The following is a 12,866-nucleotide window of genomic DNA, read 5'->3' on the forward strand; positions in this document are numbered from 1 at the left end:
TACGCGGGACACGCATCGCCGGGCCACAGCCGCCCCGAGGGCGCGAAGCGGGGTGGAGAGGAGCAACCGGTGGTACGGCGACTCGCGGCGGTAGTCCTGATGGCGGCATCCGTACTGGTGCTCTCCCCGGCTCCAGCCCACGCCGCCTCCTGCGGCTACCAGAGTAAGCCGGTGGCCGCACCGAAGATCTCCGTGACCTCGTGGGCCCAGCGGCTGCTCGACCTGCCCAGGGCGCACCAGCTCGCCACCGGTTCGGGCGTACGCGTGGCGGTCGTCGATTCCGGTGTAGACAGAAGACATCCGCAGCTGGCGAAGGCCGTTCAGACCGGCTGGGATGTCACCACAGGCGGATCAGGTGGCACATTGGACTGTCAGCGCCAGGGGCATGGCACCGCGATCGCCAGCCTCATCGGTGCCCGACCCGCCAGCGACGCCTCCCTCGTCGGCGTGGCGCCGCAGGCCACCCTCCTGCCGATCCGGGTCGCTGACAACGACCCTGCCACCGATGCTCCGGTCTCCGCGGCCGCGCTCGCGACGGCGGTCACCGAATCCGAGCGGTTGGGTGCCGATGTCATCCACATCTCCTACTCGCTCGCGGTCGACGACGCGCGCCTGCGCGCCGCGGTTGCCAGGGCGATCAAGAGTGGAGTCGTGGTGGTGGCCGCCGCCGGGGACGGACTACCCGGTCCGAGTTACCCCGCCGCCTACGACGGCGTCGTCGGGGTAGGCGCACTGGCCGCGTCGGGCGACGTCCTGGACGGCTCGGCACGTGGTCCGCACGTCGACCTTGTCGCACCCGGCGAGCAACTGGTGGCGGCAGCGCGGGTCGGGGGGCACACCGTCGTCGGCGGTACGCCGGCGGCCGCCGCCGTGGTCAGTGGTGCTGCGGCGCTGCTGCGCGGATCGCATCCGCAGTGGACGAACGAGGAGGTGGTGCGTCGGCTGCTCGCCACAGCCGACGGCACCGCCGGTGGTACCGGCAATGCCGCGTTCGGGCAGGGCAGCGTCAACCCGTACCGCGCGTTGGTCGAACCGGCCGCGACCGTCGGTGCCGTGCCCACCTGGGCCCCTGCGCCCGCGACGTTGGCGCAGGCCCCCACCCGCCCAGGCTGGCCCGGTTCGTGGCGGGTCGCTCTGGCGTGCGCAGCACTGTTCGGCCTCGGGGCCGCCGGGCTGTTGACCGGGCGGGCGGTGGCGCGCACCCATCGGCAGCGCCACCGCCCGTCCGGCTGATCAGGCGAGGTTGTTCCTGGAACCGGTACGGGAGATTGCCTCCAGGTTGCGCTCCTCGGCCTGCCTGAAACTGCGACTCGCGGCGCCGATCGCACCGGCGAAGTTCACACCGATTTGGTTCAGTTGCTGCGCGCCGGTCTGCCACTGCTGTCGCAGCCCGGTGTAGGCGGCTTTGGACGCGCCGTCCCAGGTCTGGGAACGCTCGTCCATAAAGCTCTCCAGCACGCGGAGACGGCTCTGCATTTCTTCCAACTGTGCCTGGAAGGTGGCACCGGCGCGGGCGATGTCCGCGATCGGGACGATCATGGGCTGGGACATGTCTGCTTCTCTCCCCTGACCTGGACGGCCGCTAGTTGTTGGTCAGCCCGGCGCTGACGTAGGTGTAGCTTGCTCCGGCCATCCCCGCGGGCATCGCGCCGACGCCGTCGAGCACGCCAGCCTGGCTGCCGTCGGTGCCCTTCAGGTCCGCCGCGATCTGGTTGGAGAGCAAAGTGCTCAGATCACCGAGGGCGGTGCTGATGTTCTGCCACGCGGTCATGAACTTCTGGCGCTCGCCGGCGAAGGCGTCACCGGACATTCCCTCCCAGGGCAGGTTGAGCGTCTTGAGGATGTCGCCCGCCAGGGATTCCAGTCGTTTGCGGGTGTCGTCAGCGAACTGGGCTGCGTCCTCCATGTCCTGGAATTGAACTTTGACGACCTCGGGTTGAGTCATCGTTTACCGTCCTGCTCTCGTGTGAAAACGCCGAGCCGCAACGCAACTGCCTGAGACTAGCCAGCCGCCAGCCGGTCCGCTAGGGAGGGACGTCCCTCCGATTTGGACCATTCCGGCCGACGTGGTTCCTTCGCTAGGTCGGCGTGCACCAGCTTGGGCTCTGCGGCGGGTGCCGGGCGGGGCGCGGCGTCGCCGGCCCGGGTGCGCGCCGGTGGATTCGCTGGGACATCGGCTCCCGATCGCACGGGAAGCGCCTGCGCGCTGCCCCGGGCGAGTGCCGTCGGTGGCAGGACACCCGGCAGGGGCATCGATCCGCGTCCCAGGGCCGGGACGGGCTCCGCCCCGGTGAGCGGCGGGGTGGCCGGGGTGCCGAGTAGGCCGCCAGCCGGGGCACCGAATGAGGGCCCACCCGGGGTGCCGAGTGGGGCTCGGCTGGTCAGGCCGGTGTTGCCTGGTTGGGCAGCCGACTCGGTCGGGCCGCCGAAGCGGCCGGGCAGGTCGGCTCCGAGCCGGCCGGGCGGACCGGCCGTCGGCGGCTGCCCCGGTGTGGTCACGGCCAGCCGGCCGGTGAGCGCGTTCGGCAGCGCCGGCCCCGCGCCGAGCGCGGCGCCCATCGGCATGGCGGCGAATGGACCGGGTCCTCCGGGGACCTGAGCCGGGGCCGGGACGGCCGGTGGCAGGCCCGGAGCAGCGGGAGGCCCGGGCGGCACGTTCGGGACCGCCGGCGGCCCGATCGGCCCAGCCGGTCCGGGCGGCAGCGAGCTGATGCTCGGACCACTGCCGGGCGTGCGGTCGGCGGTCGGTCCGGTCGTCGGTACCGGGCCACCGCCGGCCCACGGCTGCGCGGTGTCGGCACCGGCGTACTGCGGGGGCACGACGCCGGGTGCTCCCAGCCAGCGAGCGCCCGCCTCGAAGTTGTCCGACAGCCGCCGGCCCACGGCGATGATGCGTTGCCGGTAGCGCTCGTGCAGCTCGGGGTAGAACCGTTCCAGCGCGGTGACGAGTTCGGATGCCCCGGCTGCCCGCAGCGCGGTGAGGTCCGGCGGGAAGGCGGGCAGCGGGCCGACCGCCGCCGCCTGCGGTGCCAGGCGCAGATATTCCTGCTGGAACTCCTGCGCCAGCTTGTCGGCCTCGTCGTGGCGTCGTCGGATGTCCCTCGCGAGAGTGTCGAGGATGTCGATTTTTTCGGCGATGCCCCGGGTCCACTGGTCGAGGCTGAACGCGTGTGCGCCGGCGAACCACAGGTACTTCGCGCGGGAACCGCCGGAGGTCCAGGCTCGGCTCAGTGCGCCCATCTGGGCACCGCTGGCACCCGCCAGCCGCTGCATGCCCTCGCGGACGGCGGCGTACCGGTTGGCCAGCCGTTCGGGGCCGGTCGGGTCCTCGCTGCGGATCGCCGCGTGGACCTCCTCGAAGGTGGTGAAGGACTGCCACTCGGTGCGCGCCGGCGGGGGCACGGCGACTTGCTGCGTCTTCTCGCCGGTGCCGTCGAAGGTGAAGTAATCCGCCACGTCACCTCTCCGAGTCAGGAACCGGCCGGGTTTCCGTCCCGCTCCAGCAGGTCCAGCATGGCGTCGGGATCGTCCAGGAGTCGGCCCGCCGACCGGTCGGTGTCGTCGTAGTTGGCGGCGATGTAGCCGGCCGCGTTACCCAGCGCGTGTACGCCGTGCATCGCGCTGTCAGTGAAGTCCACCAGCGCGGCCGCCTCCGCCGTGGCAACGTCACGGAACCAGTTGCCCTCCCGCACCGTGGTCGCCGGGCCGGTCGCCGCCTCGGTGACCCGGGGCGCAGCGTCCCGGACCACGTCGTCACGGAACCTGGCGTACTCGCCACCGTTGGCGTCGGGGCCGCCGACCAGCGCGGTCGCGACCCGCTGCATGGCGGATACCCGAACGGTGATGGTGGTCGTGTCCAGACGCTCGGTATCCACAGTGGAGTCGGGACTGGGCATGGGTACCTCCGGTCGCTCGGGCGGATGGCCCGCTGATCGTAGCGTCACGGCACCGTCGAAACCATATTCATCGCATCGAGCGCCGGCCCCTGCGCCAGCCGCTCCACCAGGGTGCTCGGCATCCGTACGACAGCGGTTCCCGACAACCCCAGCCGTTCCAGCGCCGTCGCGGAGACGATCGGGTAGCGCCGACCGGTCTCGGTGACCAGATAGACCGGGCCCGCGTCGGCGGTCGGGCTCGGCTGCGCCATCACCAGCGCGCCACGGCCGGGGGCCACCAGCACCTCGTCGGCGAGCAGCGTGCCGGCGGCGTTCACCCCGCCGGACGACTGGGTCACCGCCGTGCGCGCTTCCGGAACGGCCCCTACCGAGATCTCGCGTTCGTCCCCACCGCCGGTGATGATCTGGCAGACCGCTCCCCGGCTACGCGCCGCGGTGACGACCGGCGGTACCGCGCCATCGCCGAGGGCCGCAGCGGCCAGCGGTTCCAGGATCGCCGCGCCGGCGAGCTGTACGGGGTTGACGACGGTCGACGGGGCGGTGTCCTTCGCCGTGGCGCGGATCAGCGCCTCCTGTAGGGCGGTGATCGGCTGGACGCCGGCTGGTCGGGCGACGTACCGCAGGGTGTTGCCCGCCACCGTGCTGACCAGTAGCTGGCCGACCTGTGCCCCGGGCAGGCGGTCCACCGCGCCGCCACGGCCAGCGATGTTGATTTCGCCCAGGCTCGGCCCGACCGGAAGGGTGGCCAACCAGTCCGAGCTGACCGTCACCACGTCCCGGGTGGTGACCGCGAGGGCGGCGGTGACCACCTCCCGGTTCGTGACCGCGTGCCTCCGTCCCTTGTGGATGACGGAGAGTTGCTGCTGCACGGGGTCGAAGACGGCGACCACCTCGTCGCCGAGGGGCGCTCCGGCCGCGACCCGCTCGCCCACCACCACCACCGAACGCGCCGGGGTGCCCGACCCCGCCGGGCGCATGCAGAACGACCACGGGCCGGTCAGCAGGCCGCCGGCCGCCGGGACGGCGTTCGGCGCGCCGGGTACGCCGACGGCCTGCCCGCGCGGCCAGGTCAGCGAGGCGCGGGCGACCGACACCGGCGGATCGCCCAGTCCACGCAGCAACGCGGCGGAGGAGAAGTTCAGCACCGGATACAGGGTCTCCCCGTCACAGACGTAGGCCGATCCGGTCTCCTTCTCGATGATCACCCGATTGCAGGCGGTCCAACTCTTGGCACCGGCCGGCCGGAAGTAGCCGTAGATGCCCGCTCCGGCGAGGCAGATCACCACGAGCATCACCGTGGCGAGGGTGACCCCGGGCAGCCGGGTGCCGGACCACTCGAGCGGATCGGGCCGGTGGGCCACCAGCGCGGTGTGTAGGCGGCGTTGCAGGAACTGCCGGGAGTGGATCAAATCGCGGCGGGTCAGCATGGGTGACCCGCCCGTTCAGCGCGCTCAGCCACCGAGACCCCGCATGTAGCCGACCAACCCGGTGATGAGGATCGCGAGCACGCCGCTCAGCGCGAGCAGCAGGTATTCGGTGATGTCCGCGAGCCGGCCGAGCTGCGGCCCGGGCGGCTGGGCGGCGTACTTGCGCCCGACGAGGTACGCACCGGCTGCGGCGAGCACCACTACCGCCAGCGCAGTCGTGACGTACCGGGTGTGGCTGGCCGGGTCGACGCCCGCCCAGCCGAACACCAGCAGCGCCAGCCCGCTGGCCAGCGCGGCGGCCAACAGCGGAACCCGGTGCCGGACCGCGACGAAGGCGCGGGCGCGCAGCGCGCACACGACGACGATGGCGGCGGCCAGCAGCCGGGCGGAGACGTCGTCCTGCCGCGCCAGGACGGTCGCGCAGCCGGCCAGGGCGGTGCACATCGCCCACAGCAGGCTGGTGAGCAGCCCGTCGCTGCGGGCCACGATGGCGCTGATCCGTTCGGGCGACGGCAGTGGCTCGTCGACCGGGGCTTCGCTGCTGGGATTCGGCACCGTCGGTGCGGGCAGACCGCCCTGCCGCGCTGCCAGGCGGGGCAACCACGGCGAGCCGAGCAGCAGCGCCCCGGCGAGGATGCCGGCGGCCGCAGCCGGGCTGGTCACCATCGCCAGCAGCGCGCCGACGGCACCGAGCACGCCACCGCCCAGCACCGCCACGTGCACGACCCGGTGCGTGCCGACGGCGATCAGCGCGGCCACCGCCGTCCAGGCCAGCGCCGCACCGGCGACCAGCAACTGAGCCCGACCGATCCGCGCCGCACCCGTACCCAACAGTGCTGCGCCGAGCCCGAGGTAGGCGTAGGAGGCGATCGACAGCAACAGGGCGGTGCCGGCGTCCCGCAGCGCTCGGGCCGCGACCGCGGCCACGGTGAGCGCGACGAGCGCCAGCACGGCCAGGCCGATACCGGCCACGGTCCAATCCGGGCCGCCACGCAGCGCGACGAGTAGGCCGCCGACGAGCGCGACCATCATCGTCACGGCACCGGCGCGCCGGGTGTACTCGCCGGACCACGCCGCGCCGAGCAGCCGCACCTCGTGCGCCACGGCGTCGGCGAGATCGTCGTACTCGGGCTCGGGCCACTGCTGGTCCTGTGGGGCGAGCAGGACCGTCTCGCCGTCGGTGACGTTCTGTCCGGTCAGCGAGCGGTTCGGGTCCAGCAGGGTGCCGTCCGTACGCCGGAGCACCCAGCCGTGATGGGCCAGGCCCTCGTCGGCGAGCCCCACTCCGGCGTGCCGCAACAGCGCCGGTTGCAGGTTCACCAGAGGCAGATATCCGGGAACCGCGAGGTCGGCCCGACGTTGCGGGCTGAGCAATACTATGCGCGTCAGCCCGACTTTCGTGGTCTGCAACTTGGGCACTCCAAATAGGTCAATGCGATCCACATCGGAGGAAAGAGTCGTTGACTACGGTAATTCGCAGGCGTCCCGCCCGTCGCCCCGCGCCACCATATCCCACCGGCGAGGTCGTTCTTGAGCCTGCGCCGCATATTCCGGCACCTGGCGGACGGAGCTGGTCACAGCTGCTCATGCTGCTGCCGATGCTGGCCGGTTCGCTCGCGATCGCGCTCATCTTCGCAGGCCAACGCGGTACGGGTGGGCCGCTCGCATACATCACCGGCGGTCTTTTCGGCATCTCGGCGCTCGGCATGGTGATGATGCAGATCTCGATGCACGGCTCGCGCCCGTCCAAACAGGAAATGCACGATTCGCGCCGAGAGTACATGTGGGATCTGGACGCCTACCGACGGTCGGTGCGTCGAACCGCCCGCGAGCAACGTTCGGCCGAGTACTACCGGCACCCGGCGCCGGATCGGTTGACCTGGCTGGTGGACAGTGCCCGACTGTGGGAGCGGCGGTCGAAGGACCTCGACCACTGCCTGGTGCGGATCGGGCTGGGGCCGCGGGCGCTGGCCACGCCGCTGGTCACCGGTCCGCCCACGCCGCCGGAGAAGGCGGAGCCGGTGGCGGCAGCGGCGCTCCGCAGGTTCGTGCAGACCTACGGTGAGCTACCCGACCTGCCGGTGGTACTGGCGCTCAACGGCTTCGGCCGGATCTACCTACAGGGTGATCGTCGGCGGACCCGGGCGATGGTACGAGGCATGCTGGCCCAGGCGGTCACCTTCCATGCACCCGGAGACCTGCTGGTGGCGATCTGCGCCAGCGAGGCGGTCCGCGCCCAGTGGGAGTGGGCCAAGTGGCTGCCGCACGTCCAACACCCGACATCGGCCGACGCGCTCGGCTCGCTGCGGCTCTTCGCACCGAGCATCGTCGGCGTGGAGGCGATGTTGGAAGACCTGCTCGCCGCGCGGCCGCGGTTCGACGCCGACGTGGCCGAGTCGTATCTGAACGGTCCGCATGTGATCGTCGTCGTCGACGAAGGGGACATTGCCGGCGCGGACCACCTGATGACCGAGAGTGGTGTCGAGGGCGTGACCGTCATCGACCTGTCGAGTGAGCCGCCGCGCAACTTCGACCGCTCGACCCTGGTGATCGAGGTGGCCGAGGATGGTGCCCTGGTCGCGCGGACCTTCGACGGTGTCCGGCCGTTGGGGCACGGCGACTCCTTCGGCCTGGCGGCGGCGGAGGCACTGGCCCGGCAGTTGAGCCCGCTGCGGCTCGCCGGCGTTGGCGGCGGGGACCGGGCGATGAACGCGGAGCACGGCCTGGCAGAGCTGCTGGGCGTGACCGATCCGTACGCGTTGGACCCGCGCGAGACCTGGGCCGCCCGACCGAACCGGGACCGGTTGCGGGTGCCGATCGGCATCGGCCCCAACGGTGAGCGGGTGGAACTGGACCTCAAGGAGTCGGCGCAGGACGGGATGGGCCCGCACGGCCTGCTGATCGGCGCGACCGGCTCCGGCAAGTCGGAGTTGCTGCGCACACTGGTCCTCGCCCTCGCGGTCACACACCCGCCCGAGACGTTGAACTTCGTTCTGGTCGACTTCAAGGGCGGCGCGACGTTCACCAAGCTCGACCTGCTGCCACACACCAGCGCCGTGATCACCAACCTGGCCGACGAGCTACCGCTGGTGGACCGGATGACCGACGCGATCAACGGCGAGCTGGTCCGGCGGCAGGAGCTGCTACGTAAAGCGGGCAACTACGTGTCGCAGCGCGACTACGAGCGCGCCCGGCAGTCGGGTGCGCCGCTCGCCCCGCTGCCGAGCCTCTTCGTGGTCTGCGACGAGTTCAGTGAGCTACTCACCGCCAAGCCGGACTTCATCGACATGTTCGTGCAGATCGGCCGGGTCGGCCGGTCCCTCGGTATCCACCTGCTGTTGGCCAGCCAGCGGCTGGAGGAGGGCCGGCTGCGCGGGCTGGACACCCACCTGTCGTACCGGGTCGGGCTGCGTACCTTCTCCCCGGCGGAGAGCCGCGCGGTACTGGGCGTGAACGACGCCTACGAGCTACCCCGCGCCCCCGGGCACGGCTATCTGAAGTACGGTACCGATCCGCTGGGTCGGTTCCGCGCCGCCTACGTCTCCGGTGCCTACCGCAGTGCGGAGCAGCTCAAGGTGGCCGAGGCCGACAGTCGGGTCCTGGAGTTCACCTCGGCGTACGTCGCGCCGACCGAGACGCAGGAGACGTCCGCGCCGGCCACGGTGGACGAGACGCCGGATGCTCCGAGCCTGCTCGACATCATCACCGACCGGTTGACCGGCCAGGGCGCGCCGGCCCACCAGGTGTGGTTGCCGCCGCTGGGCGCGGCACCGACGCTGGACGAGCTGCTGGGCGGGCTGTGCGACACACCCGGGCGGGGGCTGGCCGCCGCCGGTCCCGAGCTGGCCGGCCGGCTGCGGGTGCCGTTGTCGTTGGTGGACAAGCCGTTCGAGCAGCGCCGCGACGTGTTGACCCTGGACCTGTCCGGGGCCGAGGGGCACGTGGTGGTGGTCGGGTCGCAGCAGTCCGGCAAGAGCACCCTGCTGCGTACCCTCATCTGCAGCCTTGCGCTCACCCACACCCCGCGCGAGGTGCAGATCTACTGTCTGGACTTCGGCGGGGCCACGCTGACCACGCTGCGCCGGCTGCCGCACGTCGGTGGCGTCGCGCCGCGTCACGAGGTCAACCAGGTGCGTCGTACCGTCGCCGAGGTGGCGGGCCTGCTCGACGACCGCGAACGGTTCTTCATCGCACATGAGATCGACTCGATGGCCACCTACCGTCGGCTGCGGGCCGCCGGCCAGTTCGCCGACCAGCCGCACGGCGACGTGTTCCTGGTCGTCGACGGCTGGCTGACGCTGCGCAACGAATTCGAGGACGTGGCTGAGAAGGTGGTGGACATCGCCAACCGTGGCCTGTCGTACGGCATCCACGTGGTCGCCTCGGCGGCCCGCTGGTACGACATCCGCGGCGGTGCCCGTGACGTCTTCGGCACCCGGCTGGAGCTGCGGATGGTCGACCCCTCGGACTCCGCGATCGACCGGCGGGCCTCGGCGAACATCCCGGAGAAGTCACCCGGGCGGGGCATCACCCCGGACGGGTTCCAGTGCCTGACCGCGCTGCCCCGCATCGACGGGATCAGCGAGGCATCGGAACTCGGCCCGGCCACCCTGGAACTGGTCGACGCGATCAGCGCGGCCTGGGACGGGCCGAGGGCGCCGGCCGTCCGGCTGCTGCCCGACCAGGTGCCGTTCGCGGCCCTGCCGCAGGGCCCGCAGCTACCCGGGCTGGCGATCGGGATCGCCGAGCACGACCTGCGGCCGGTGCACGTCGACCTGGCCGGTGCCGACCCGCACTTCCTGATCTTCGGCGACTCGGAGTCGGGCAAGTCCAACCTGCTGACGGCGTTCGCGCAGGCGATCGCCGAGCGGTACAAGCCAACCGAAGCGAAGATCATCGCACTGGACTACCGGCGATCGCTGCTCGGCCGGCTGCCGACCAGCCACCTACTCGCGTACGGCACGAACAGCGAGCAGAGCACGGGCATGCTCGCCGACGCCGCCGGCGTGATGCGCGAGCGGCTGCCCGGTCCGGACGTCACCGCCGAGCAGCTGCGGGCCCGCAGCTGGTGGCAGGGCGCGGAGCTCTACCTGCTGGTCGACGACTACGACCTGGTCGCCACCGACCGCAACCCGGTGCAGGCGCTGCACGAGTTCCTGGCCCAGTCGCGTGAGGTGGGTCTGCACCTGGTCGTCGCCCGGCGCAGCGGCGGCGCGCAGCGAGCGTTCTACGACCCGGTGCTCAGCCGACTGCGCGACCTGGCGACGCCGGGTGTGGTGCTCTCCGGCGACCGGGACGACGGGCCGCTGCTGGGCAACGTCCGGCTCGGGCCGTTGCCGCCCGGTCGCGGTTGGTTGGTGACCCGCAAGGAGGGCGCACGCCTGATCCAGTCCGCCCTGACAGATCAACCGGAGTAGAGGTGCCACGGCGGCGCGCGGCCGGGATATCCTCGCCGCGTCGCCGTTCGCCGGCCCGCCCGTCCGAAAGGGACCGCCATGGGAGAGTCGACCATCCGCGTCGCGAGTCTCGACAAGTTCAAGGAGTTCATCGACGACCTGGGCGCGACCCCCGAGGGCCTGACCGGCAAGGACCTGCAAAAGCCGACGCTGGCCACAGGCGCGGACCAATACTTCAAGGAACTCGAATACCTGAACAAGTCCGTGGACTACCAGAGCAAGCAGTTGGTTCTCTTCGTCGAGGACGTGATCAAGGGGTACGCCGGCGCGGTCGACGTGATCAACTTTGTCGGCTCCAACTACTTCAACGCCGAGATGTACAGCGGCCAGAAGCTGCGTGAGCCGATGAGTCAGGCGGAGGCGGACGCCGCGAACAAGACCGAGATCAACGAGGACGACGGTGAGCCGTACGACGCCCACGGCTGGCGGATTGAGGGCCCCTCGGTCAACGAAGTGGACGACCTGGACTACTACCATGAGGATAAAGAACTGGGCCTGCCCAATCCGCCTCGACCGAAGCCGACAGACTGGGCCGACCCGGGCCGGGGCTGGGAGAAGGGCGATTCCGGCAAGGCCTTCCGGCACGTGCACTGGGTCTTCATGCAGATGAAGCCCGAACGGTTGACGGAGCGTAGCGTCCACTGGACCGATGTCGCGAAGGCCCTGGAAACTGCGGCTTCCGATCTCAGGCGGTCGACCAGGCAACTTACCGATGCCTGGATAAGCCCCGCCGCGAGTAGCTTCGACGGGCGTATGCAGCAGACGATCGTCTCGGTCTCGACCTGGGCCGAGAACGCGAGGTTAAGGGCAGACGTGCTCAAGACCACTGCTGAAGTGATGGTTAAGAACATGGAGACAATCGATAGTTTGAAGCCGGGCTTCGACCATTGGGCCCAGTTGTACGAGGAGGAAAAGGGAAAGTGGAAGGGGTTTTACCATTTCTTGCAACTGAGTGACATCGCCGAGCGTTGGCTAGATTATTACGACGTTATGGGGATACTGCTCGGGAATCACCTATCCGACGCCCTCATTCATGTTGCCGGCGGTTGGGGCGGGCCGCCACGGTATCCCGGCTTCCTCTCGGAAACGCCGTTGCCGGCACCCACGGCCGGGCCGACGCCCACGGGCGGGCCAGGCGGACCGGGCGGAGGGCGTCCCCCGGGGGCTACCGGTGGCCCCCCGGGAGGCACCCCGAAGCCGGGCGGCCCCAACAACAACGCCCAGAAGATTATCGACGGTATGCGGGACAAGTACGAGGAGGCGATGAAGAAACAGCGGAAGGAGTACGAGAAGGCGCTCAAGGCCCAGCAGGAGGCTGCGGCCAAGCTGAAGAAGCAGTACGAGGAGGCGCTCGCCAAGCAGCGAGAGGCGGCGAACAAGCAGGCCGAGGGGTTGCAGAAGGCGCTACAGCAGGCGCAGCAGCAGGGGGTCCCGCCGGGCCTGGACGCCGCACTGCCGGGCGTCGACGACGCACTCCGGCAGCAGCAGGACCTGCTGGACTCGCTGGGTGCCACGCCCCCGCAGAGCATCGAGGACCTGACCCGGGACCTGGGCCGGACGATGGAGAAACTCGGGCTGGACCCGACGCCCTTGGCCGCACTGCCCTCGTACCTGGCTGGCCTGAACGGGCCGGGCGCTCCCGGCGGGCCGGTGGCCGGGCTGCCGGGAGCCTCCAACTCGCCGGACCTGCTTGGTCGTAGCGGCACCGCCGCGACCACCACCGGACTCGGCACCTCGGCCCTCACCGGCCGGGTGACCCCCGGCGTCATGCCTGGGGCCACGCCCGGTATGGGTATGGGTGGCATGCCGATGATGCCGCCGATGGGCGGTATGCCGATGGGCGGTGGCGGCGCCGCACCGCTGAGCGGCCGGAAGAACCGTCCCCCGCTGCCCGGTGAGGAGGCCCAGAAGCCGGTCACCCGTCGACCGCGCATCGTCGACCCGGCCGGAGACGGCACCACCGAGTCGCGTCCGGCGCGCGCGGGCGACCGCCGTGCGGCCGTGGCCCAGCCAGTCAAGGCACCTGAGGCCGAACCCGGTCAGGCGCTTGGCCGTACGGCTTGACGACTGTCCCTGTTAGAGTCGAT

9 protein-coding genes are annotated in these 12,866 nt (G+C 70.9%); 3 read left to right on the top strand and 6 right to left on the bottom strand.

The genetic code is table 11. From position 1 onward, the window contains the following. Window positions 1–69: 69 nt before the first annotated feature. Entirely contained in the window at window positions 70–1,233 is a 1,164-nt protein-coding gene (locus FHR38_RS20670; RefSeq protein ID WP_184536226.1) for a S8 family serine peptidase, read from the top strand. Here the strand turns inward: FHR38_RS20670 and FHR38_RS20675 are convergent, their stop codons facing one another. The 6 genes from FHR38_RS20675 to eccD are packed head-to-tail and all read right to left on the bottom strand — an operon-like array spanning window position 1,234 to window position 6,766. After that, window positions 1,234–1,551, bottom strand: a complete 318-nt coding sequence (locus FHR38_RS20675) for a WXG100 family type VII secretion target (RefSeq protein WP_184536227.1) — start codon at window positions 1,549–1,551, stop codon at window positions 1,234–1,236. Window positions 1,552–1,582: 31 nt separating this feature from the next. Further along, window positions 1,583–1,945, bottom strand: a complete 363-nt coding sequence (locus FHR38_RS20680; RefSeq protein WP_184536228.1) for a WXG100 family type VII secretion target — start codon at window positions 1,943–1,945, stop codon at window positions 1,583–1,585. Between the two features lie 56 nt (window positions 1,946–2,001). Then, on the bottom strand, window positions 2,002–3,456 hold the full coding sequence (locus tag FHR38_RS20685) for a hypothetical protein (protein ID WP_184536229.1): 1,455 nt from the start codon (window positions 3,454–3,456) through the stop codon (window positions 2,002–2,004). Window positions 3,457–3,470: 14 nt separating this feature from the next. After that, window positions 3,471–3,896 carry a hypothetical protein gene (locus tag FHR38_RS20690; protein ID WP_184536230.1) on the bottom strand — a complete coding sequence of 142 codons (426 nt, stop codon included), beginning with the start codon at window positions 3,894–3,896 and terminating at the stop codon, window positions 3,471–3,473. Between the two features lie 44 nt (window positions 3,897–3,940). After that, window positions 3,941–5,323, bottom strand: coding sequence for a type VII secretion protein EccB (gene eccB / locus FHR38_RS20695; protein WP_184536231.1), 1,383 nt, complete (start codon window positions 5,321–5,323; stop codon window positions 3,941–3,943). 24 nt (window positions 5,324–5,347) lie between these two features. Further along, window positions 5,348–6,766, bottom strand: a complete 1,419-nt coding sequence (gene eccD, locus FHR38_RS20700; RefSeq protein WP_312882304.1) for a type VII secretion integral membrane protein EccD — start codon at window positions 6,764–6,766, stop codon at window positions 5,348–5,350. 17 nt (window positions 6,767–6,783) lie between these two features. On the opposite strand from eccD, the gene eccCa reads away from it, so the two are divergent. Both eccCa and FHR38_RS20710 read left to right on the top strand, forming a co-directional pair. Further along, the gene (gene eccCa, locus FHR38_RS20705) at window positions 6,784–10,740 is read left to right on the top strand and encodes a type VII secretion protein EccCa (RefSeq protein WP_184536233.1); all 3,957 of its coding nucleotides are present in this window, start codon (window positions 6,784–6,786) and stop codon (window positions 10,738–10,740) included. Window positions 10,741–10,818: 78 nt separating this feature from the next. Continuing rightward, window positions 10,819–12,843 (top strand): OmpH family outer membrane protein, encoded by a 2,025-nt coding sequence (locus FHR38_RS20710; RefSeq protein ID WP_184536234.1) that lies wholly within the window; start codon window positions 10,819–10,821, stop codon window positions 12,841–12,843. The last annotated feature ends 23 nt before the right edge of the window (window positions 12,844–12,866 follow it).

The organism is Micromonospora polyrhachis (assembly GCF_014203835.1).
Taxonomy (GTDB): domain Bacteria; phylum Actinomycetota; class Actinomycetes; order Mycobacteriales; family Micromonosporaceae; genus Micromonospora_H; species Micromonospora_H polyrhachis.

Excerpts from the sequence above, each read along its gene's own strand:
- FHR38_RS20680 (WP_184536228.1), bottom strand. The coding sequence starts at position 1,945 with ATGACTCAACCCGAGGTCGTCAAAGTTCAATTCCAGGACATGGAGGAC.
- FHR38_RS20710 (WP_184536234.1), top strand. The coding sequence starts at position 10,819 with ATGGGAGAGTCGACCATCCGCGTCGCGAGTCTCGACAAGTTCAAGGAG.
- FHR38_RS20690 (WP_184536230.1), bottom strand. The coding sequence starts at position 3,896 with ATGCCCAGTCCCGACTCCACTGTGGATACCGAGCGTCTGGACACGACC.
- FHR38_RS20675 (WP_184536227.1), bottom strand. The coding sequence starts at position 1,551 with ATGTCCCAGCCCATGATCGTCCCGATCGCGGACATCGCCCGCGCCGGT.
- eccB (WP_184536231.1), bottom strand. The coding sequence starts at position 5,323 with ATGCTGACCCGCCGCGATTTGATCCACTCCCGGCAGTTCCTGCAACGC.